Source organism: Sphaerisporangium aureirubrum, assembly GCF_042658925.1.
Lineage (GTDB): Bacteria > Actinomycetota > Actinomycetes > Streptosporangiales > Streptosporangiaceae > Sphaerisporangium > Sphaerisporangium aureirubrum.
Genome location: NZ_JBHSRF010000080.1, coordinates 1 through 22211, shown reverse-complemented (window position 1 = coordinate 22211; position 22211 = coordinate 1). Strand labels below are relative to the sequence as shown.

Sequence of the window (22211 nt, the reverse complement as noted above, 5' to 3'; positions counted from 1 at the left end):
ATGGGAGAGTCAACCCCGTCGGCGAATGGGATGCGAAGGTCAGCCGCCCGAGGCGGAGAGGTAGGCCCACACGCGGTGGCCGGTGGCGGGAGTGCCCTGATGGCCGGCGCGGGTGGCGAGGGCGTGCACGATCGACAGGCCGCGGCCGTTCTCCTCGTACGGAGCCCCGGGCCCGCCGAAGCAAGGGCTCCCGCCGCCGCCGAGGTCGAACACGGTCAGCAGGACACCGGCGGCCCGCGTAGGCATGCGGCAGGGTGCCGGGGTGAGCGTGACCTCCACGGTGAAGTGGCCACCGGCCGAGCCGCTCCGCGTGTGCCGCAGTGCGTTGCCCGCCAGCTCACCCACGATCAGCTCGGCGTCCTCGGCGAACGGCGTGTCACCGAGCAGGAACCGGACGAACCTCCGCGCGGCAGGCGCCTGATCCAGGCCCCCGGGGAAGACCCGCCGCCAGATCAGGACCTCCGGCCCCAGCCGCTCCCCTGCACGGGAGTCAGAAGACATCTGCACAAGCCAGAACTCTGACCCGCCCGGCCCACCCCGCCGAGCCCGCCGTCCACCACCAGGACCGCTCGGGCACCAAGGACGGCTGACCTGCACCGACGCTCCCCAGCAAGACGATCATCACCGCGGAACGCCCTGACCGGATATCACGGTTCCTGCGGACCGGCGTAACCGAACGACTACTAGGAGTAAAGTTCGGTCCAAGGGAAAGGCGGTGCCGTTTGTCCGGCGAAGGAATCCACATCCTGCTCGAATGCAGACGGCGCAGCGAGACGCTCCGCGCCAAGGGCTACACCTACGACCAGATCGCCGACCTGTTCGGCGTCTGCCACGACGTGAGCCCTCTGCGCCTCTACCGCTACGCCTACGGCCGCACCGCCGCCGAGGCCGCCGCCATGTACAACGACCTCGACCCGGCGGGCACCGCGGCCCTGCGCGAGTCCCGCCTCTACGACTTCGAGCACTGGCCGCAACGAGGCCAGCGCCCCACCGCCCGCACCCTGGCCCTGTTCGCCCAGGTCTACCGCACCGCCGCCCGCAACCTGGTCACCGACGAGACCTACGCCACCTACACCACCCGCGACCGCGACCTCATCGACCGCACGGACCACCGCGTTTCCCGCCTGCCCGCTCCCGTCTCACCCCGGCCGGCCCGCCGTGTCACCATGAGTACGGAAGCGGCACACGGCACACCCCCCGTCCCCGCCCCTCAGGACTGCGCCGCGCTGCTTCGCGCCCTCGGAGCCGAGGAGGCCGATGTGAAGCGCCGCGACCTGCTGTTCGAGCTGGCCCTGGCCCTGGGCGGCACCCCCGCCCTGGTCCTCCTCCGCCACCTGTCCCCACCCGAGAAGGACCGCCTCCTCACCGCCGTCCGCCCCTCCACCCGAGTGGACGCCGCCACCGTGGAGGTCATCGAAAAACTCACCGCCCGCTGCCGCCGCCTGGACGACGACTTCGGCCCCGCCACCGTCCTCCCCATAGTCGACGGCCAGCGCACCCTGATCACCGGCCTCCTCCACCGAGAGACCCTCCTCCCCGGCCTACGCGAACGCCTCATCAGCTCCTACGCCCAGCTCAGCCAGCTCGCCGGCTACCTGCACTACGACCTGATGGACCACACCGGAGCCCGCCTGCGTTACGAGGAGGCGCTCGCCGCCGCCCACCAGATCGCCGACGCGACACTGATCGTCTACCTGCACACCTGCCTGAGCTGGATGGCCATCGACCGGGGCGAGGTGGGCCGAGCCCTGGACCACGTCTTCGCGGCCGAAGGCTGGCTTCGCCGAAGCCCGAGCCACCTGGTGCGTTCCGTCCACGCCATGGACCGCGCCCGGGTGATGGCCCACGACGGCCGCGCACGGGACAGCGCGCACGCACTGGACCAGTCGATAGACCTGGTGGGCCTACGCCGGACGGAAGCCGACCCCGCCTACCTGTACTGGTGCACCCCAGGCTGGATGCAGAACCACGCCGCCGACTGCCTGCTGACCCTGACCCGCCTGGACGAGGCGATCACCTCGGCCGAACGAACCCTGGCCTCCTCCACCACCCCCAAACTCGTCCGTGGCCAGGCCATGCTCTACTGCGCCGAGGCTCTTATCCGCCAACGAGACCTCCCGCACGCCATCACCAGAATCCGCGAAGCCGCCCGCCTGACCCCCGTCCACAGCTCCGCTCGCCTGGCCGACTCCGTCCGCCGCACCCGCACCCGCCTCCAGCCCTGGGCGACCAACAAACACGTCCGCGCCCTGGACGAGGAACTACGCACTCTGGGCATCACCAGCGGCGAGGCCGGACCTCAAGGCACGACGGTGAAGAATTCGTAGCTGTGCCCGTTGGGGTCCCGGACATAGACCCCCCGCCCACCACCGAGCCGGTTGATCCCCCGATTCCACCCCTCCTCCGGCCCCGCCCCGTACTCGATCGCCGGATCCCGCCCAAGCCGCTCCATCAACGCGTCAAACGTCCCGTCATCGACAAGAAAGGCGTAATGCCCCGGCTCGGCCCGCCGCCGCTCGTCGAAGTCGAGCGTGAGCTCGTCATTGACCCGCACCGGCGCGAACGGCCCTGCCTCGGCGGAGACCGGCACCCCCAGAAGCCCCGCGAAGAACGCCGCCGCGACGCCCTTGTCGGCGGCAGGCACGATCATGTGGTTCAGAACGACCGGCATGCAGACGTCTCCTCGAACAAGGCTGGCCAAAGACCACCAGCACTCCAATACATGCGATACGCACGCAATATACATGCAGATCGCACATATTTCCATGCGATTCGCACCTATCAACGGCTAATGTGGCCAGGTGAGCAACGATCAAGCAGACCAGCAGCAAGACCCCACAAACGGCGGCCCGGCTCTGTTCCGCCTGGTCCGCTTCTGGTCACGCCGCTGGATCAACACCGCCTCCCAGGAACTGACCGGCGAACCCCGCCACGTCCAGCACATCCTGGCCGTAGAGGCCGTCCACACCGCCGCCAAGCACTCCACCGAGATCACCGTAGGCACCGTCGCCCACCACCTAGGCCTCGACCACTCCGGCGCCAGCCGCATAATCCGAGACGCCGTAGAAGCCGGCTACCTGACCCGCCTCCCCTCCCCCCAAGACCGCCGCCGCGCCTCCCTCCACCTCACCGACCCCGGCCATTCCCTACTCCACGCCTCCCACCAATGGCAAAACCAAACCTTCACCGCCCTAACCGCCACCTGGCCCCCCCAAGACCGCCACCAGTTCGCCACCTACCTCAACCGCCTGGCCGACGACCTCAGCGTGTGACCCGCCTCGTTCGGCCAGGTATGCGCGCCTGAGGACCGAGGAGTCGGCGTGGACGATTACGAGCGCTCTCGGTCTTCCGCGATGATGTCGTCGAGCTGTGGGCCCCAGCCCGTCGTGAGGCGGGCGATCTGGTCCATGTCCACAGGCTGCTCCGGAGGGGGCATAGCCTCTGGTAGCGCATCATCTGATGGGCGGGCGGCGAGAAAGCCCGATGCCGTCGCGCGGGACCTCAGCCGGTCCAGGGGCGAGTTGGGATCCATGGTCGCCATGACGGTCAGCCGCCGGTGACCGGTAGGGCCAGGCCGGTGGCGCCGGGGGTGGAGAAGACTGCCTTTGAACCGGCTCGGGTCAGGAGGTCCAGGCCCAGTCTGGCTCGGCGGACGCGTTCGATCGACAGGGCTACCGCGGTGGCTTCCAGGTGGGTGCCGGAGGGGTAGATGTCTGGGGCGTTGCGCAGGCCGAACTTGGTGTAGACGGGGGCTGCGAGTTCCACCAGGCGGGGGAGTTCGTAGTGGCGGACGAAACCGCCGAGGTTGTCTGGGGATTCGATGTAGATGTCCAGGGGCTGGGTGACCGTGGTGCGGATGGACGCGATCTGGGGGAGGGTCAGGTCGGTGGGCAGGTTGAGGGTGTTCGCGCCCAGGTCGGCGATCACCTTGGCGGTGGCGGCGTTGGCGATGGGGAGCATCACCGAGACCTTGGCCTGCATTTCCGGGGGGAGTTCGCCGCTGTCGCGCAGTTGGCCGAAGACGGCGAGTACGCCCAGGTCGGCGATCAGGACGCTGCGGACGCCGAGGTCGGCCGCGCGGCGGATCTCGTCCACCACGGCGACCAGCTGGTCCTGGCCGCGTACCGCGGGGGCCAGGCCGCCGCCGGCGGGGGCGCGGCTCATCGCGGAGGTGTCCCAGCCGGCGCAGGGGCGGGCGAACAGGGACAGCTCCACGCCGGCGGCGGCGGCCATGCCGACCATTTCGCCGATCTCGCCGTCGGTGAGCAGGCCCACGCCGCTGCCCTGTGAGACCCGGGTGACGGGGACGTCCAGTCGCTCCGCCTCGCGGAGGACGGCGGCGAGGCTGGCGGGTCCCTCCACGCTGGGGATCTCCACGCGGTACTGGGCGCCGTCGGGGAATCGGCCGGGAGACGGCGGCGTGGGGCCGTCCTCGGCGGGCAGGCCCAGCCGGACGAGTAGCTCATGGGTGGTTGACATCGACATTCCCGGCCTCCGCGCGCTCGGCATCACACCATGGGCGGCTCGGGCTCGACGGCCCGGCGCGAACGTCGTCCGCTGTGGCGGCGCGGTTCGTGACGGCCCAGGGCTGGACGAGGCTACACCCCGCGCGGTCGTCCCCGGTGCGGCGGCCCGGGTGTGCCGCGGCTCAGCCGAGGACCAGGTCGCGGACGGTGCGGAGGGTGGGCTCGTCCTGAGGGCCCATGGCCAGCAGGGTCGTCACGGGGGAGTCCCGCCAGAGCTGGAGGCGGTCGCGGATGCGGGCGGGGGGTCCGAGGAGGCTGATGCCGTCGGCCAGTTCGTCGGGGATGGCGTGGAAGGCCTCGTCCTTGCGGCCGGACAGGTAGAGCTCCTGGATTTTCTCGGCGGCGTCGGCGTAGCCCATCCTGGCGATGATGTCGGCGTGGAAGTTGCGGGACTTGGCGCCCATGCCGCCTATGTAGAGGGTGAGCATGAGTTTCACGACGTTCAGGGCGGACTGCAGGTCGTCGGTGACCATGAAGAGGACCATGGCGGCGATGTCGAAGTCCGGCGGGGCGTCGGCCAACGAGTCGCCGTACATGGACCCGATCTTGTCGGGGAGGGTGAAGAGGGGCAGCCAGCCGTCGGTGATCTCGGCGGCCAGCGCGACGTTCTTGGGGCCCTCGGCGCCGAGGTAGAGGGGGATCTCGGGGCGCAGGGGGTGGGTGATGAGCTTCAGGGGCTTGCCCAGGCCGGTGCCGCCGGGGTACGGCAGCGGGTAGTGCGGGCCGTCGCTGGTAACAGGTTCTTCCCGGCGCCAGACCTTGCGCAGGATGTCGACGTACTCGCGGGTGCGGGCCAGCGGGCGGGGGAACGGCTGGCCGTACCACCCTTCGACGACCTGGGGGCCGGAGGCGCCGATGCCGAGCAGCAGTCGCCCGCCGGTGAGGTGGTCGAGGGTCATGGCGGTCATGGCGGTGGTGACGGGGGAGCGCGCGGAGATCTGGGCGACGCTGGTGCCCAGCTTGATGCGGCTCGTGCGGGCGCCGTACCAGGCCAGGGGGGTGAAGACGTCGGAGCCGTACGCCTCGGCGGTCCACACCGAGTCGTAGCCGAGTCGCTCGGCCGCCTGGACCAGGTCGGTGGCGTCGTGAGCCTGGCGCTGCCAGTAGCCGAGGTTGAGGCCGAGTTTGAGGTCGTCGCTCATGTCCGCTCTCCGGTGGGGGTGCGCAGAGGGTAATTAGAACACGTTCTACCTGAAGGGGTCGAGGGGGGCGCCCTCGGGCGGGACGAAGATCATGGAGTAGGGTCGGGATCGTACGGTGTTCCATCCCGCGCCGTTCCGGCACCGCGCTGCGGGCTCCGAGGCCGTGCGGCGCGGAGCCTGTGTGGTCCGCGGTGGCGGCCCGGCGCGGACCCAGGAAAGGGCTGCGATGCGGGTCGCCCTGTTCATCACATGCGTCAACGACACCCTGTTCCCGCACACCGGCAAAGCGGTCGTGACACTGCTGCGGCGCCTCGGTTGTGACGTGGAGTTCCCCCCGGAGCAGACCTGCTGCGGCCAGATGCACGTCAACACCGGATACCGCGACGAGGGGATACGGCTCGCCAAGGGCTTCCTTGAGACGTTCCGCGGCTACGACGCCGTGGTGGTCCCGTCCGGATCGTGCGCCTCGATGGTGCGCGAGCAGTACCCCAAGCTGGTGGCCGGCATGGGCGCGACGCGGGCCGGGGCGTTCACCAGGGCGCACGGCGGGCGGACGCGGTTCGCCGAGGCGGTGGCCGAGGTGACGCCCAAGGTGTACGACCTGTCGGAGTTCCTGGTGGACGTGCTCGGGGTCACCGACGTCGGGGCGTACTTCCCGCACCGGGTGACCTATCACCCCACCTGCCACTCGCTGCGCGGGCTGCGGGTGGGGGACAAGCCGACGCGGCTGCTGGAGGCGGTGCGCGGGCTGGAGCTGGTGCCGCTGCCGGGGGCGGAGGAGTGCTGCGGGTTCGGCGGGACCTTCGCGGTGAAGAACGCGGCGGTGTCGGCGGCGATGTGCGCCGACAAGATCGGGAACGTGGAGGCGACCGGCGCCGAGGTGCTGTGCGCGGCCGACAACTCCTGCCTGATGCATCTCGGCGGGGCGCTCCGGCGGCAGCGGGCCGGGGTGCGGGTCATGCACCTGGCGGAGATCCTGGCGAGCACGGAGGCGGGGCGATGAGCAGGACGTTCGTCGGGATGCCGGCGTTCCCGCGGAACGCCGAGCAGGCCGTGCAGGACTCACAGCTGCGGTTCAACCTGCGCAAGGCCACGCACACCATCCGGGGGCGGCGGGCGGCCGTCGTGGACGAGGTGCCGGACTGGGCCGAGCTGCGGGCCGCCGGGAAGGCCGTCAAGGACGACGTGCTGCGCAACCTGGACCGGTACCTGCTGCAGGTGGAGGAGGCGGTCACCGCGGCGGGCGGGCACGTCCACTGGGCGGCGGACGCCGCGGAGGCCAACGCCATCGTGACCAAGCTGGTGCGGGAGACCGGGCACCGCGAGGTGGTCAAGGTCAAGTCCATGGCCACGCAGGAGATCGGGCTGAACGAGGCCCTCGCGGAGGCGGGGATCACCGCGTACGAGACCGACCTGGCCGAGCTGATCGTCCAGCTCGGGGACGATCTGCCGTCGCACATCCTGGTGCCGGCGATCCACCGGAACCGGTCGGAGATCCGGGAGATCTTCGACGAGCACATGGGGGAGTGGGGGCGTCCGGCGCCGCCAGGGCTGACCGACGAGCCCGCGACGCTGGCCGAGGCGGCGCGGCTGCACCTGCGGGAGCGGTTCCTGTCCACCAAGGTGGGGATCTCGGGGGCCAACTTCGTGATCGCGGAGACCGGCACGCTGGTGGTGCTGGAGTCGGAGGGCAACGGGCGGATGTGCCTGACGCTGCCCGAGACGCTGATCAGCGTGGTGGGGATCGAGAAGGTGCTGCCTGCGTGGGCTGATCTGGACGTGTTCCTGCGGTTGCTGCCCCGGTCGTCCACCGGGGAGCGGATGAATCCGTACACGTCCACCTGGACGGGGGCCACCGAGGGCCAGGAGTTCCATCTGGTCCTGCTGGACAACGGGCGGACGCGGGTGCTCGCCGACGAGGTGGGGCGGCAGGCGCTGCGGTGCATCCGGTGCTCGGCCTGCCTGAACGTGTGCCCGGTGTATGAGCGGACCGGAGGGCACGCGTACGGGTCGGTGTACCCGGGGCCCATCGGGGCGATTCTCACGCCGCAGCTGCGGGGGATGGCGTCGGAGCTGGATGCCTCGTTGCCGTACGCGTCCAGTTTGTGCGGGGCGTGTTATGACGTCTGCCCGGTGGCGATCGACATTCCGGAAGTGCTCGTGCATCTGCGGGCCAAGGCCCCGCATCCGGTGGCCGAGCGGGCCGGGTTGCGGGTGGCCGGCTGGGTGCTGGAGCGGTCGGGGCGGTTGCGGGCGGTGCAGCGGCTGGCGTCCCGGCTGCGGAAACTGGTGCCTCAGCGGTGGCTGCCGGGGCCGGGGGCGGCGTGGACGCAGACGCGGGACGTGCCCGCCGTGCCTTCCGAGTCGTTCCGGGACTGGTGGGAGCGTGAGGGGCGATGAGTTCTTCTCGGGAACGCATTCTTTCCGCCATCCGGGCGGCGGTGGCCGGCGCGGCGCCTGTGGAGGTGTCCCGGGGGCGGCGGTGGGCCGGGCCTTCGGGGGATCTGCTGGACTTGTTCGCGGAGCGGGTGCGGGACTACCGGGCGATCGTGCATGTCGTGCCGGAGGCCGACGTGCCCGCGACGGTGGCCAAGGTTCTCGGGGCCCGGGGGGCGCGGCGCGTGGTCGTTCCCGGCGGTCTGCCCGCCGAGTGGGTGCCTGACCTGGAGCTCGTCCGGGACGAGCCGCCGTTGCGGCCGGCCGAGCTGGACGCGGTCGACGGCGTCGTCAGCGGGTGCGCCGTCGCCGTCGCCGAGACCGGGACGATCGTCCTGGACGGCGGCCCCGGCCAGGGCCGCCGTGCCCTGACCCTCCTGCCCGACTACCACCTGTGCGTGGTGACCGAGGCCCAGGTGGTCCCCACCATCACCGAGGCCGTCGCCGAGCTGGACCCCCGCCGCCCCCTCACCTGGGTCAGCGGCCCATCCGCCACCAGCGACATCGAACTCAACCGCGTCGAGGGCGTCCACGGCCCCCGGACCCTGGAAGTCATCATCGCCACCCACCGCCCACCATCGCCTTCACCCTAGGCACACCCCACTCCCACCCCCACCTCCCTGGGGTTTGAGGGGATGGAAACCACTTGAATGGGAGTTGAGTGCTTGATACGGTTTTGAGTACTTGACTGAGGGGACAGCGGATGAGCTCGGGTGAGGATCTCAGTGCGGTGCAGGCGCTTGAAGAGATCGCTCGTGTCCGGGAGAGGGTGCGGCGGTCCGGACGGTGGGTGGGAGGGCTGTACCTGTTCTGGGGGGTCTCGGCGGTCGGGTACTGGATGGCGATGTTCTTCGGGCCGCCGCCGGTGCAACGGGGGGCCGCGATCTTCTGGGTGCTGCTGACGGCCGGGTCGTTCTTCTTCATCTACCGGCAGGGCGTGCACGGGTACGGGGTGGACAGGGACTTCATCAACAAGGTGAGCGTCGGGTGGGTCGTCAGCATGGTGGGGACGGCGCTGGCGGGCATTTTTCTACTGCCGGACGACCCCACGGGGTGGTGGGTGGCGGTCGCGGTGGTGCTGTCGGCTCTCGCGGCGTTGCCCATGCTGTACGGGGGCTGGCGGATGCGGCCATGGGCAGCAGACCGTTGACCAGCCAGGGGGCCCATCCCCGGCACGGGCTCGACCCGATCATCCACACCCCGGTACGGCTGTCGATCATGGCGGCGCTGGCCGCCGCCGACCGCGTCGAGTTCCGCTTCCTGCGCGACACCATCGAGGTCAGCGACTCCCTCCTGTCCAAACACATGCTCACTCTCGAAGAGGCCGGCTACGTGACGGTCGAGAAGGCCTTCATCAGCAAGAAGGCCGGCACCTGGCTGTCTCTGACCTCCGAGGGCCGAACGGCCTTCCAGGAATACGTCTCCATCCTGGAGACGATCACGAAGGGATCCCCCCATGCTTGAGGTACGCCGACTCAAGAAGAGATACGGCGACAAGATCGCCCTGGACGACGTCAGCCTGTCCGTCCAGGAAGGCCAGATGTTCGGTTTCGTGGGCGCCAACGGCGCGGGCAAGACCACCACGATGCGCATCATCATGGGCGTGCTGTCCGGCGACGGCGGCGAGGTCGAGTGGCGCGGCAAGCCGGTGGGCTTCGAGACCCGCCGCCGGTTCGGCTACATGCCCGAGGAACGCGGCCTGTACGCAAAGATGCGGGTCGCCGAGCAGATCGTGTACTTCGGGCAGCTCGGCGGCATGAGCCCCGCCACCGCCCGTGGCTCGGCGGACACGCTGATCGAGCGCCTCGGCCTCACCGAGCGCCGCGACGACGACGTGGACAGCCTCTCGCTGGGCAACCAGCAGCGCGTCCAGCTCGCGGTGGCCCTGATCCACGAGCCCGAGCTGCTGGTCCTGGACGAGCCGTTCTCCGGCCTGGACCCCATCGCCGTGGACGCGCTGGCCGGGGTTCTCGCCGAGCGCACCGCCAAGGGCGTGCCGGTCGTGTTCTCCAGCCACCAGCTCGACCTGGTGGAACGGCTGTGCGACTCGGTGGGCATCATCAAGGCCGGCACGATGATCGCCGGCGGCACCGTCGCGGACTTGCGCGCACGGGAGTCGCGCAAGCGCCTGCGCATCGTGGTGAGCGGCGCCGAGCCCGGCTGGACGGACCGCCTCCCCGGCACGATCGTCACCAAGAACGACCGGCCGGACGGCACGGGCCGCGACGAGGTCGTCCTCACCCCTGCCGACGACCAGGAGGCGCTGCGCGTGGCCGCGCAGGCCGGCCGGGTGGAGCACTTCGGATGGCAGGAGCCGTCCCTGGCCGAGATCTTCCGTGAGGTGGTCGCGTGAACATCGTCCTGCTGGTGGCCCGGCGCGAGATCGGCGTCCGGGGCCGCACCAAGGGCTTCCGCTACGGCCTGCTGGTCACCGCTGTGCTGGTGGGCGTGCTCGCCTCGCTGCCCAAGCTGCTCGGCGGCCCGTCCGAGTACGTCGTCGGCCTGTCGGGCCCGCGCGCCGAGCAGATGGCGGCCGCGCTGTCGGCGCAGGTGGCGCAGCACGACGACACGACCATGCGGTTCGAGCGCTACCCCGACGAGGCCGCCGCCCGCAAGGGCGTCGATTCGGGCAAGGTCGAGGCCGCCGTCACCGGCGACAAGGTCATCTCCAAGGGCATGGTGGACGGCGACCTGTCGGTGATGCTGGACACCGCGCACCGCATGGTCACCACCGAGGCCAACCTTGCCGGCGCCGGGCTGGACCCGGCCAAGGTCCAGCAGGCCCAGCAGGTCACCCCGCTCACCCCGGTGATGCTGAACGGCACCGGCGAGGAGGCCGGCGTCCGGCTGGTCCTGGCCATGACCATGGTCGTCATCCTCTTCATGCTGCTGATGCAGATCTGCACCTGGGTCGCGATGGGCGTGGTCGAGGAGAAGGGCAGCCGCATCGTCGAGATCCTGCTCACCGCGGTACGCCCGTGGCAGCTGCTCGGCGGCAAGACGATCGGCCTCGGGGTGCTCGGCCTGGCCCAGCTCCTGGTCATCGCGGTGGTCGGCCTCGGCGCCGCGCAGATCACCGGCGCGGTGCCCGACCTGCCGGACGGCACCTACGGCGTGGTGGCGAGCGCGGTCCTGTGGTTCGTGCTCGGCTACGTCTTCTACGCGGCGATGTTCGCGGCCATCGCGGCCACGGTGTCGCGGCAGGAGGAGCTCAGCGGGGTGCTCACCCCGGCCACGATGCTGCTGATGGCGAGCTACCTCATCGGGTTCTTCGCCGCCCGCACGCCGGAGGCCCCGCTGACCCGCGTGTTGTCGATCGTGCCGCCGTTCTCGGGCATGGTCATGCCGGTCCGGACGGCCGTGATGAGCGTGCCGCTGTGGGAGACCGCCCTCGCCATGGGCCTGATGCTCGTGGCCGCCGCCGGCGTGCTGGCGCTGGGCGGCAAGATCTACCAGCGCGCGGTGCTGCGCACCGGAGCCCGGGTGCGGCTGCGGGAGCTGTTCGGCACCGCCGCCTGACCGTCGCGGCGGGTCCCCGGCGCCGGGGGCCCGCCATGGCCGTATATTCGCCGACCGGTCACGACTCCCCCAGGGGACACCCCGAGTTGCGGACGACCCCCCAAGTGCGGTGAGCTGATATGTCCGCACAGGGGGGTTTGCTTTGACCGGATTCGACCAGCACTTGACGATCACCACTCGGCGACTCGTCCTTCGGCCCTTCGGCCCCCAGGACACCGACCGGGTACGTTCCATCGTCGAGTCGGGGGTTCCCTTCCTCCCGCCGGGCGCCCCGGGCCACGTCGCGGGCGTCCCCCAGTGGCTGGCGTTCGGCGTCCACGAGCTGTGGCGCTCCGGTCAGGGCGTCCACCTGGCGATCCTCTCCGACGACGTGATCATCGGCGCGATCAGCCTGTTCCGCACCATCTGGGGCACCGGCACCACCGAGGTCGGCTACGGCGTGCACCCCGCCTACCGCGGCCGCGGCTTCGCCCCCGAGGCCGTCGCCGGCCTGACCGACTGGGCGCTCACGAAGGGCGGCCTGCGCCGGGTGGAGCTGCGCGCCAACCTGGACAACTCCTCGTCGCTGCGGGTCGCGGAGAAGACCGGCTTCACCCGCGAGGGCGTGCTGCGCGGCGCCGGCTACGAGGACGACGGCCCGCACGACCTGGTCATCTTCGGCCTGCTCGCCCGCGACCTGTCCATGGGCCCGCCCACGATGAACGGCCGCGGCTTCGGCACCGGCGTCCGCATGGAGAGCGAGCGCCTCATCCTGCGCCCCTTCACCGGCACCGACGCGGAGGACGTGCTGGCCGCCGTCGAGCACGACAGCGAGATCCGCCGCTGGATGCCCTGGGCCGAAGGCTACGACCTGCAGCGCGCCTACGACTGGTGCACCCGCTACGCGCACGCCGACTCGGTGAACGGCGTGCAGTTCGCCATCGAGCCGAAGAGCGGCGGCCGTCTGGTGGGGTCGGTCGGCGTGCAGCGCGCCGACTGGGAGCGCGGCGACGTCGAGATCGGCTACTGGATCTCCCCGTGGGCCCGCCGCCGGGGCTTCGCCCGCGAGGCGGCCCGCGCGGTCACCACGTACCTCATGATGCGCGGCTTCCACCGCGTCACCCTTCTCGCGGCCGTCGGGAACGTCGCCAGCCAAGGGGTGGCCAAGAAGGCCGGTTTCACCGAGGAGGGCGTGCTGCGCCGGGCCCTCCCGGTGGGCGACGGGCTGTCCGACGCGGTGCTCTTCAGCCTCCTCAAGGACGAGAGCCCCTGGTGATTCCGTGAACCCCGGGACTGCCGGGATTCAGGGGAAACGCCAGAGGACTCTTCAGGGCAAATGCTGGGCAAAGGCTCGCCCATGACCTGACAGATTCAGATATCCTCGCGACCCGACCCACCATTTCCGCAGGTCAACGTATCGGAGATCCACATGAAGCCGCCGCTTCTCCTCATCGGGCACGGCGCCCACGACGACACCGGCGCGGCAGAGTTCGGCAGATTCGTTCATCGCCTGCGGTGCCGGCTGGACCGGATCGCGGCGGACGTCTCCGGCGGCTTCATCGCCCGCGGCCGTCCGTCGCTGGCCGATTCGGTGGCCTCGCTGGTGGCCCGCGGCCACCACCGGCTGGTGACGATCCCGCTCATGCTCTGCGACACCGGCGACGTCCCCGCCGCGGTCCTGCGGGCCCAGCTGACCCACCCGACGCTGACCTGCGACCAGGGCCGCCCCCTGTCCGCCTCGCCCCGGGTGCTCGCGCTGATGGCCGAGCGGCTCGCCGACGCGCTCGCCGAGATGCCGCGCCTCGCCGTCGTCGCGGCGGGGGAGGAGCACCACGAGGGGCTCCGCGAGCCGGTGTCCCCGGCGGAGACCGCGGTGGTACTGGTCGGCCACGGCTCGGACGACACCGCGGGGAACGCCGAGGTGCACCGGGTGTCGCGGCTGTTCTGGGAGACCCACGCCGCCGACCTGCTGACCGTCGAGACGGCGTACGTGTCGGACGCCCCGCCGAGCGTCGCCCAGGGCATCGAGCGGTGCCGCCGCCTCGGCGCCAAGCGCGTCGTCGTCCTGCCGTACCTCCTGTTCGCCGGCGGCGTGCTGGAGCGCATCTGGGCGGAGGCGCTGGCGTACGCGGCCGGGCACACCGACCTGGACGTGCGGTTCGCCGAGGTGATCGGCGACTGCGAGGGGCTCGCCGACCTGATCATCGAGAGGTACGAGGAGACGCTCGCCGTCGCCGAGCCCGCGCCCGCCCGGTGGGGGCCGCCGGACGAGGCCGAGCTGCTGGCCGAGGTGCACCAGCTCTCCCGCGCGGAGGCCACGCTGGCGGAAGGACTGGTCTGACCATGGGTGTGCTGGAGACCACGCTGGCGGCGATCCGCCCGGCGGACCAGGAGGCGCGGGCCCAGGCCCTCGCCCACCAGGACCGCCTGACCAAGCCGCGCGGTTCCCTCGGCGTGCTGGAGGACGTCGCGGTACGGCTGGCGGGCATCGCGGGCACGAGCCCCCCGCCGTCGCCGAGCCCCGCCGCGCTGGCCATCTTCGCCGCCGACCACGGCGTGCACGCCCAGGGCGTCACCCCGTGGCCGCAGGAGGTCACCGGGCAGATGGTGGCGAACTTCCTGGCGGGCGGCGCGGTGGCCAACGCCTTCGCCGCCCACGCGGGCGCGACGGTCACCGTGGTGGACGTCGGGGTGGCCGCCGAGCTGGCCCCCGCCCCCGGGCTGGTCATCCGCAAGGTCGCCCCCGGCACGGCCGACATGTCCGCCGGCCCGGCCATGACCGCCGAGCAGGCCCTGGCCGCGGTCGAGGCGGGCGTCCTGGTGGCCCGCGAGCTGGTGGACGCGGGCGCCCGCTGCCTGGTCACCGGCGACATGGGCATCGCCAACACCACCGCGTCGGCCGCGCTGATCTGCGCGTTCACCGGCAGCGACCCCGCCGCGGCCACCGGCAGGGGCACCGGCGTGGACGACGCCATGCTCAGCCACAAGATCGAGATCGTCCGCCGTGCCCTTGAGGTGAACGGCGTCACCGCCCCCGAGGACGGCATGCCCGCCGCCGAGGCGCTGCGCAGGCTGGCGGCGGTCGGCGGGCTGGAGCACGCGGCCCTCGCGGGATTCGTGCTGGGCGCCGCCGCGGCACGGGTTCCGGTCATCCTGGACGGCGTGATCGCCGGGTCGGCCGCCCTGGCCGCCGCCGCGCTCGCCCCCGCCGCCATCGACTACTGCGTGGCCGGCCACCGTTCGGCCGAGCCCGGCCACGCCATCGCGCTGGAACATCTCGGCCTGCGCGCGCTGGTCGACCTGGAGCTGCGGCTCGGCGAGGGCACCGGGGCGCTGCTGGCGTACCCGCTGGTCGGCGCCGCCGTACGGGTCATGCACGAGGTCGCCACCTTCGACTCGGCGGGCGTGACCGAGAAGGACGCCCAGACGACCTGACGCGGGGCCGGGGACACCCGGACGGTCCGGCCGGGGCGACACGGCGATGGCGGGCGGTCCGGCGCAGCCAGCTTTACCTGACTACGACGATATAGTGACATTTCGCCGTTAAGGACGATTGGACTGCGATGCGCTACGGCCCGATGTTCGGCCCCGACATCACCTTCCTGGGTGTGGCGCGCTGCGACCTCGGAGACCCGGAGACGTACGCGGACGCTGACGTCGTCATCCTCGGCGCGCCCTTCGACGGCGGCACCAGCAACCGTCCAGGAGCCAGGTTCGGCCCGATGGCCCTGCGCCAGGCGTGCTACCTGCCGCACGACGGCTCCCGCCCCAGCCTCGCCCTGCGGGTGGACGCCCTGCGCGACCTGAAGGTCGTGGACGCCGGGGACGTCGAGTGCTACTCCGGCGACATCGAGAGGTCGATCGCCGACATCGAGGAGGCCGTGTACACCATCACCGCCTCAGGCGCCGTCCCCCTGGTCCTCGGTGGCGACCACACCATCGCCCTGCCCGACGCCCGCGGCGTCGCCAGGCACCACGGCTTCGGCCGCGTCTCCATGATCCACTTCGACGCGCACGCCGACACCGGCGACATCGAGTTCGGCCACCTGCACGGCCATGGCCAGCCGATGCGCAGGCTCATCGAGTCCGGCGCCATCCGGGGCGACCGGTTCCTCCAGGTCGGCCTGCGCGGCTACTGGCCCGGGCCGGAGACCCTGACCTGGATGGCCGGCCAGAACATGCGCTCGTACGAGATGACCGAGATCGTGACCCGGGGCCTCGGCGAGTGCCTCACCGAGGCGTCCGCCCAGGCCCTCGACGAGTGCCACGGCGTCTTCCTGTCCGTCGACATCGACGTCTGCGACCCCGGTCACGCCCCCGGCACCGGCACCCCCGAGCCCGGCGGGCTGAGCGCCCGCGAGCTGCTCGACGCCGTCCGGCGCCTGTGCTACGAGCTGCCGGTGGTCGGCATGGAGGTGGTCGAGGTGGCCCCGCCGTACGACCACGCGGACATCACGGCGTTCCTCGGCAACCGCGTGATCCTGGAGGCGCTGTCGGCCATGGCGCGCCGCCGGGCGGACGCCGCCGGGGGAGAGCCGTGGGATCCCCGCCTGCCGCTCCTGGAGGGGAGGCTTTCCGCGCCCGGCGCGACCGGAGACCTGTAGGTTTACCTCGCATCGCCACAACCGGGGAAAGGGAACACCGTCCTGATGTCGTCGTCGCCCTATCTGCTAGGTCTCCGCCTCAACGGCAAGCGTGCGCTCGTCGTGGGCGGAGGGCGTGTCGCGCAGCGCAGGGTGCCCACGCTGCTCGACGCGGGCGCGTCCGTCGTGCTGGTGTCCCCGAGCGTGACCCCCGCCCTGGACGACCTGATCGCCGCGGGCCGTGTCACCTGGATCCGGCGGCGGTACGAGGTCGGCGACTGCGACGGCTCGTGGCTCGTGCAGGCCTGCACCGACGACCGCGCGGCCAACACGGCGATCGCCGCCGAGGCCGAGGCCAAGCGCATCTGGTGCGTGCGCGCCGACGACCGCGACGCCTCCGCCGCGTGGACCCCGGCCAGCGGCAGGGTCGGCGAGATCAGCGTGGCCATCACCGCGGGCGGCGACCCGCGCCGCGCCGCGGGCATCAGGGACGCCGTCGTCAACGCGCTGCGGGACGGCACCGTCGACGCCCGGCGCAACCGCGCCAAACCGGTCGGGGTGGCGCTGGTGGGCGGCGGCCCCGGCGACCCCGGTCTCATCACCGTCCGCGGGCGGCAGCTGCTCGCCCAGGCCGACGTGGTGGTGGCCGACCGGCTCGCCCCCCGGGCCCTGCTGGACGAGCTGGCCCCCGACGTCGAGCTCATCGACGCCGCCAAGATCCCCTACGGCCGCTACCTCGCCCAGGAGCGCATCCACGAGCTGCTGATCGAGCACGCCAGGCAGGGCAAGTTCGTGGTGCGGCTCAAGGGCGGCGACCCCTTCGTCTTCGGCCGGGGCGGGGAAGAGATGCTCGCCTGCGCCCGGGCCGGCATCCCCGTCACCGTGGTCCCCGGGGTCACCAGCGCCGTGGCCGTTCCCGCCGCCGCCGGGGTGCCGGTGACCCATCGCGGGGTGAGCCAGGAGTTCCACGTCATCTCGGTTCACGTGCCGCCGGACGACCCGAAATCAACTGTTGACTGGGTGGGACTGGCGAGATCACCGGGAACCCTGGTACTTCTGATGGCTGTTGAACGTATTGCTGTGATCGCTGACACATTGCAACGAGATGGACGTTCGCCGGAAACCCCCGTGATGGTGGTACAGGACGGTACTCTTCCGACCCAGCGCGCTCTTTATGCCACCCTTTCCACGGTGGCGGAGCGCGTGACCGCCGCTGGGACGAGGCCCCCGGCGATCGTCATCGTCGGCGACGTCGTCAGGGTCGGCCAGGAGATCGAAATGGTACGAGCGGAGCGAGTTCCGTGACATCGACTGCGAAGAAGGCCGGGCGCGTGGACGAGCACGCGGCACGGCCCGATGACGCGGCCGTCGAGGGGGTCGTCCCCGAGACGCCGGAGGAGCAGACGATGACGTTCCAGGCGATCGCGGACTCCGAGCCCGGCGTCGAGGCGCATGCCGCCACGACCACCGAAGCCGAGCCGGACTCACAACCGGTGGCGGAAGGTGACGGCACCACAGGCACCGCCCCACCCGCCAGCGAGCCCTCCCGGACCGGCCCGGAGAGCCTAGCGGACGCCCCGGACGGCACCACCGGCCGGGGCGGCACCCCCGCCGGCGACCCCGCGGCACCGGAGGCCGAGGCGGGATCCACCGAGCCGTCGCCCGTGGACGGGCCGGACGGCGCCGCGACGGCCGTACCCGCCGATGACGAGCCCGGCCCGGCCGCCGCCGGGGACGAGCCCGCGTACCCGGGCGACGCGACGGACATGACGGACATGGAGTCTCACGTGCCGGAGGGCGAGGCGGCATCCCCCACGCCGAAGGGCGACGCGGGATCGTCCGCTCCTGATAGCAAGGCGGAATCGCCCGGCCCGGACGGCGAGGCGGGATCACCGGGCCCGGACGGCGAGGCGGGATCACCGGGCCCGGACGGCGGAGCGGGATCGTCCGACCTGAACATCGGCATGGCATCGTCCGGCTCGAACGACGAGACGGGACCGTCCGAGCTGAACATCGGCATGGCATCGTCCAGTGCGCACGACGAGACGGGACCGTCCGGCCCACAGGGTGCGGACGGATCGCCCGCCCCTGAGGGTGAGGACGAATCGCCCGCCCCCGAGGGTGACGCCGGATCCCCCGCCCCGGAGGGCCAGGGGGAGGCACCCGCGCCGGAGGGTGACGACGGCGGGTTGTTCCAGCCCGCCGAGCGCGTCCGCGAGGTGCCGTTGCCCAAGCCCGTCTCGCGTGCCCTCACCGCCGCGCTCGCGGGGCTGAAGAACAGCGTCACCGGGCTCAGGCTCGGGCTGGACGTGCCGGGCGTGGCCGAGGCGCGCAAGGCGCAGACCGAGATCCTCGCCCAGCTCGAGGACTACGTCATCCCGCGCGTGCACATGAGCACCGCTCCGGCCCTCATCGCCGTGGTCGGCTCCACGGGCGCGGGCAAGTCCACACTGGTCAACACCCTCGCCGCCGCCAAGGTCAGCCTCACAGGGGTGCGCCGCCCCACCACGGGCACGCCCGTGCTCGTCTGCCACCCCGACGACCGCGACTGGTTCGCCAAGGGCGACGTGCTCGGCGGCCTGGTCCGGGTCGACCGGCCGGGCGGCGACGGCACCCTGGACACCATCGTGCTCACCGCCAGCGAACGGCTCCCGAACGGCGTGGCGCTGCTGGACACCCCCGACATCGACTCGGTCGTGGAACGCCATCACGAGACCGCCCGCCGCATGCTCGACGCCGCCGACCTGTGGATCTTCGTCACCACCGCCAGCCGGTACGCCGACGCGCCCGCCTGGGAGCTGCTGCGCCTGGCCAAGGAACGCGGCGCGCGGCTGGCCATCGTGTTGTCCCGGGTGCCGGAGAAGTCCCGCGACGTCATCGACAAACACTTCGCCCGCATGCTCCAGGAGTACGGCCTCGGCGACGTCGAGCGCTTCGTCGTCGAGGAGTCGACCGTCACCGCCGGCCGCCTGGCCGACGCCGACGTCGCCGACCTGCGCATGTGGCTGACGGACCTCTCGGTGGACGAGCAGCGCCGCGAGCAGGCCGTGCGCGCGACCCTGGACGGCGTGCTGAACAGCTTCCGCGCCCGCGTGCCCGCGCTGGCCCGGCACCTGGAGGCCCAGGTCGCGTTCCGCGCTCAGCTGCGCACCGACGTGGACGCCGCGTACATGGGCGCGCTCGCCTGGATCGACGAGGCGACCGGCGACGGCTCGTTGCTGCGCGGCGAGGTGCTGGCCCGCTGGCAGGACTTCGCGGGCTCCGGCGACCTGATGAAGACCATCCACCTGCGCCGCCCCGGCCGCCTGGCGTCCAAGGCCGGGCAGCAGGCGCCCGCCCGGCTGCGCGCCTTCAAGTCCGCGCTGCGCGCCGGGCTGGAGTCGGTGATCGTCACCGCGGCCCAGCGGGCGGCCGAGGAGGTCGTCAACCGATGGCGCCAGCGTGAGGGCGCGGGCGACCGCCTCGCCGCCACACCCGGCCTCGCGCGGCCGTCCGACGAGCTGGTGCGGCGGGCCGGGCGCATGGTCGGGGCCTGGCAGGAGCACGTCGTCGCGCAGATCCGCTCCGGAGGCGTCGCCAAGCGGTCGGTGGCCAAGGTCGTCGCGTTCGACGAGGAGGCGCTGTCCCTGGTGTTCATGGTCGGGTTACTCGGCTACGGCAACTCCGACGTGGCGGCGAACTCCGGCACCACCACCCTGCCCGAACGACTGCTGCGCGGCGTGCTCGGCGCCGAGGCCCTGCGCAGCGTCGGCACCAGGGCACGCACCGACCTGCGGGCGCGGGTCAGCGTGCTGTTCGACGAGGAGACCATGCGGTACGTGCAGGTGCTCGACGAGGCGGGAATCCCCGACGAGGCCGCGGCCAAGCGGCTCTACCAGGCAGCGTACAACCTTGAGGTCGCCCGATGACTGTCAGCGGCGCACGTGCCGGGACGATGGAAAAGCGCACCGATCTCGGCTACCGGCTCACGGCCCTGGCCAAGGTCGTCGAGCTCGGACCTGGGCGGGTCGATCCCGTCCTGCTCGCCGAGGCCGGGCGCCTGCTGCTGCGAGCGGGTGACCGTCTGAGGCTGTCCGGGGACCACACCGTGGTGGCGCTGGCCGGCGGCACCGGCAGCGGCAAGTCGTCCCTGTTCAACCGGATCTCCGGCCTGGAGCTGTCCCCGACCGGGGTCCGGCGGCCGACCACCGCCCGCACCCACGCCTGCGTGTGGGGCCTGGACGGCGCGGGGCCGCTGCTCGACTGGCTGCAGATCCAGTGGCGGCACCGGTTCGCCCGGGCCAGCGCCCTGGACCGGGGGGAGAGCCAGCTCCACGGGCTGATCCTGCTCGACCTGCCCGACCACGACTCGATCCGGGCGCTCACCGACCACGAGGCCGACCGGCTGATCCAGCTGGCCGACCTCGTCGTGTGGGTGCTCGACCCGCAGAAGTACGCCGACGCCGCCACCCACACCCGGTACGTGCGCGAGCTGGCCGGGCACGAGGCGGTCACCGTGTTCGCCCTCAACCAGGCCGACCGGCTGGCGCCCGAGGAACTCGCCGAGTGCGTCGTCGACCTGTCGGACCTCCTCAAGAGCGAGGGCGTGTCGCAGCCGCGCATCGTGCCCACCTCGGCGACCACCGGGCGCGGGGTGAACAGCCTCAAGAGCGTGCTGGCCGAGTCGGTCGCGGGCCGGCGGGCCGCCGTCCAGCGGCTGGAGGCCGACCTCGACCGCATGATGGACAAGCTCACCAAGGTCATGCCCGTCCCGGAGGCCATGTCGGTGCCGCCCACCGTCGACGCCGCCCGCCAGGAGGGCCTCACCGACGCGCTGTGCGACGCCGTCGGGGTGCCCGCCGTCGGCGAGGCCATGGAGAACATCTACGGCGCCCGGTCCCTCGCCTGGGTCGGCTGGCCGTACGCCCGCTGGGCCTCCCACCTGCGCCCCGACCCCGCGCACAGCCTGCGCCTCGGCAACTTCCGCGACGAGATCAGGGCCGTCACCGCCACCTCGATCAGCGCCCAGCCCGCCGAGGTCGAGAACGCCGTCCAGGCCCTGGCCGACGGCCTCACCCCCGGCATGCCCGACGCCTGGCGTGACGGCGTCCGCGACGCCGCCCGCACCAACCTGCGCCACCTCCCCCAGGTCATCTCCGACGAGGTGGCCGAGATCGCCCCCCGCCTGGACCGCGTCCCCCTCTGGTGGCGTCTCCTCAAGATCTGGCAGTACTTCCTGGTCCTCCTGTTCGTCTCCGGCCTAGCCTGGGCCGGCAGCATCCTCTTCTACGGCGTCCTCAACCCCCGCCGCCCCGCCCCCGAACTCCTCAGCGACGTCTCCGCCCTCCCCTGGGTAGCCTTGATGATCGCCAGCGTCCTCGGCCTAGGCCTCCTCTCCGCCATAGCCAGCCGCAACTTCGTAGTCCTAGGCGCCACCAGAGAACGAGAGTCCCTAGAACGCGAAATGCGCCGCCGAATCTCCGCCGTAGCCCAATCCCAAGTAATCCACCCCTTGGAACAATCCCTCCACCACTACAACAACTTCCACACCGCCCTAACCGCCGCCCACCGCTAACCCCCCACCACCCCTGCCCGGCTCGTCAGCCCCGGCGCCCCGGCAGCCCCGTTGGCCCCCGGCCCCCGTCGGCCCCGGCCCCTGGCCCCCGTCGGCCCCGGCCCTCGGCCCCCGTCGGCCCCGGCCCTCGGCCCCCGTCGGCCCGGCCCTCGTCATCCGGTCCGCGACGCCTTATTCCGGCGCCGGGTCGGCGAGAAGTAGTACGGCGAATTCGGCGCCGTCGTACGGCGGCGGACAGGCGTGCCCGCCAGGTCATGGGCCTCGCGAAGGCGCGCTTCGCGCGAAAGGGCGCAAGGGCTGTCTTCTGTGGGGGCGAGCCCCAATGTCACTTAGCTTAAGTTGATCTTGTTGTGGTGTTGGGTGATGAGGGCGATAGTTGGTGGTTTTGTGTGGCGTGTGCCGATGTCGTTGTCGCGTTTGGCGTGGTATTGGTTGTGGCGGGTGCGTTTGACCACGCGGGGGTAGGTGCGGT

At 71.8% G+C, this 22211-nt stretch carries 20 protein-coding genes; 16 read left to right on the top strand and 4 right to left on the bottom strand.

Translation table 11 applies throughout. The annotated features are described in order from the left end of the window. Positions 1 to 39: 39 nt before the first annotated feature. A complete protein-coding gene (locus tag ACFP1K_RS33980) occupies positions 40 to 501 on the bottom strand; it encodes an ATP-binding protein (protein ID WP_380761184.1) in 462 nt (153 codons plus the stop codon). Positions 502 to 722: 221 nt separating this feature from the next. Between ACFP1K_RS33980 and ACFP1K_RS33975 the strand changes: the two genes are divergently transcribed. After that, positions 723 to 2327, top strand: coding sequence for a hypothetical protein (locus ACFP1K_RS33975; protein ID WP_380761182.1), 1605 nt, complete (start codon positions 723 to 725; stop codon positions 2325 to 2327). Here the strand turns inward: ACFP1K_RS33975 and ACFP1K_RS33970 are convergent. After that, positions 2300 to 2671, bottom strand: a complete 372-nt coding sequence (locus ACFP1K_RS33970) for a VOC family protein (RefSeq protein ID WP_380761180.1) — start codon at positions 2669 to 2671, stop codon at positions 2300 to 2302. The genes ACFP1K_RS33975 and ACFP1K_RS33970 overlap by 28 nt on opposite strands. Positions 2672 to 2801: 130 nt before the next feature. Between ACFP1K_RS33970 and ACFP1K_RS33965 the strand changes: the two genes are divergently transcribed. Continuing rightward, a complete protein-coding gene (locus ACFP1K_RS33965; protein ID WP_380761178.1) occupies positions 2802 to 3272 on the top strand; it encodes a MarR family winged helix-turn-helix transcriptional regulator in 471 nt (156 codons plus the stop codon). A 274-nt stretch (positions 3273 to 3546) separates the two neighbouring features. Here ACFP1K_RS33965 and ACFP1K_RS33960 read toward each other — a convergent pair whose 3' ends face one another. Together ACFP1K_RS33960 and ACFP1K_RS33955 are read right to left on the bottom strand one after the other, a co-directional pair. Next, positions 3547 to 4479: a U32 family peptidase gene (locus tag ACFP1K_RS33960; RefSeq protein ID WP_380761176.1), complete on the bottom strand. Its 933-nt coding sequence runs from the start codon at positions 4477 to 4479 to the stop codon at positions 3547 to 3549. A gap of 169 nt (positions 4480 to 4648) precedes the next feature. After that, positions 4649 to 5668: an LLM class F420-dependent oxidoreductase gene (locus ACFP1K_RS33955; protein ID WP_380761174.1), complete on the bottom strand. Its 1020-nt coding sequence runs from the start codon at positions 5666 to 5668 to the stop codon at positions 4649 to 4651. 226 nt (positions 5669 to 5894) lie between these two features. Here ACFP1K_RS33955 and ACFP1K_RS33950 point away from each other — a divergent pair, with 226 nt between their 5' ends. From ACFP1K_RS33950 to ACFP1K_RS33885, 14 genes are all read left to right on the top strand, one after another. Next, a complete protein-coding gene (locus ACFP1K_RS33950) occupies positions 5895 to 6671 on the top strand; it encodes a (Fe-S)-binding protein (RefSeq protein ID WP_380761172.1) in 777 nt (258 codons plus the stop codon). Beyond that, positions 6668 to 8068, top strand: a complete 1401-nt coding sequence (locus tag ACFP1K_RS33945; RefSeq protein WP_380761170.1) for a lactate utilization protein B — start codon at positions 6668 to 6670, stop codon at positions 8066 to 8068. Before ACFP1K_RS33950 ends, ACFP1K_RS33945 begins: the two co-directional genes overlap by 4 nt. Next, positions 8065 to 8697, top strand: a complete 633-nt coding sequence (locus ACFP1K_RS33940) for a LutC/YkgG family protein (RefSeq protein WP_380761168.1) — start codon at positions 8065 to 8067, stop codon at positions 8695 to 8697. Before ACFP1K_RS33945 ends, ACFP1K_RS33940 begins: the two co-directional genes overlap by 4 nt. A gap of 110 nt (positions 8698 to 8807) precedes the next feature. Further along, a complete protein-coding gene (locus ACFP1K_RS33935) occupies positions 8808 to 9254 on the top strand; it encodes a hypothetical protein (protein ID WP_380761166.1) in 447 nt (148 codons plus the stop codon). Further along, a complete protein-coding gene (locus tag ACFP1K_RS33930; RefSeq protein WP_380761164.1) occupies positions 9236 to 9568 on the top strand; it encodes a winged helix-turn-helix domain-containing protein in 333 nt (110 codons plus the stop codon). The genes ACFP1K_RS33935 and ACFP1K_RS33930 overlap by 19 nt, the downstream gene beginning before the upstream one ends. Further along, positions 9561 to 10457, top strand: a complete 897-nt coding sequence (locus ACFP1K_RS33925) for an ABC transporter ATP-binding protein (protein WP_380761162.1) — start codon at positions 9561 to 9563, stop codon at positions 10455 to 10457. Before ACFP1K_RS33930 ends, ACFP1K_RS33925 begins: the two co-directional genes overlap by 8 nt. Further along, complete coding sequence (locus ACFP1K_RS33920; RefSeq protein ID WP_380761160.1) at positions 10454 to 11623, top strand: ABC transporter permease; 1170 nt, start codon at positions 10454 to 10456, stop codon at positions 11621 to 11623. Before ACFP1K_RS33925 ends, ACFP1K_RS33920 begins: the two co-directional genes overlap by 4 nt. A gap of 142 nt (positions 11624 to 11765) precedes the next feature. Then, entirely contained in the window at positions 11766 to 12878 is a 1113-nt protein-coding gene (locus tag ACFP1K_RS33915; RefSeq protein WP_380761158.1) for a GNAT family N-acetyltransferase, read from the top strand. Positions 12879 to 13031: 153 nt separating this feature from the next. Beyond that, positions 13032 to 13943 carry a sirohydrochlorin chelatase gene (locus tag ACFP1K_RS33910; protein WP_380761156.1) on the top strand — a complete coding sequence of 304 codons (912 nt, stop codon included), beginning with the start codon at positions 13032 to 13034 and terminating at the stop codon, positions 13941 to 13943. A gap of 2 nt (positions 13944 to 13945) precedes the next feature. Further along, positions 13946 to 15037: a nicotinate-nucleotide--dimethylbenzimidazole phosphoribosyltransferase gene (gene cobT, locus ACFP1K_RS33905; RefSeq protein WP_380761154.1), complete on the top strand. Its 1092-nt coding sequence runs from the start codon at positions 13946 to 13948 to the stop codon at positions 15035 to 15037. A gap of 128 nt (positions 15038 to 15165) precedes the next feature. Beyond that, entirely contained in the window at positions 15166 to 16206 is a 1041-nt protein-coding gene (gene speB / locus ACFP1K_RS33900; protein WP_380761152.1) for an agmatinase, read from the top strand. Positions 16207 to 16251: 45 nt separating this feature from the next. Then, positions 16252 to 17490 carry a uroporphyrinogen-III C-methyltransferase gene (gene cobA / locus ACFP1K_RS33895; RefSeq protein WP_380761150.1) on the top strand — a complete coding sequence of 413 codons (1239 nt, stop codon included), beginning with the start codon at positions 16252 to 16254 and terminating at the stop codon, positions 17488 to 17490. Continuing rightward, on the top strand, positions 17487 to 20093 hold the full coding sequence (locus ACFP1K_RS33890) for a GTPase (protein WP_380761148.1): 2607 nt from the start codon (positions 17487 to 17489) through the stop codon (positions 20091 to 20093). Before cobA ends, ACFP1K_RS33890 begins: the two co-directional genes overlap by 4 nt. After that, positions 20090 to 21739: a GTP-binding protein gene (locus tag ACFP1K_RS33885; protein ID WP_380761146.1), complete on the top strand. Its 1650-nt coding sequence runs from the start codon at positions 20090 to 20092 to the stop codon at positions 21737 to 21739. The genes ACFP1K_RS33890 and ACFP1K_RS33885 overlap by 4 nt, the downstream gene beginning before the upstream one ends. Positions 21740 to 22211 lie beyond the last annotated feature (472 nt).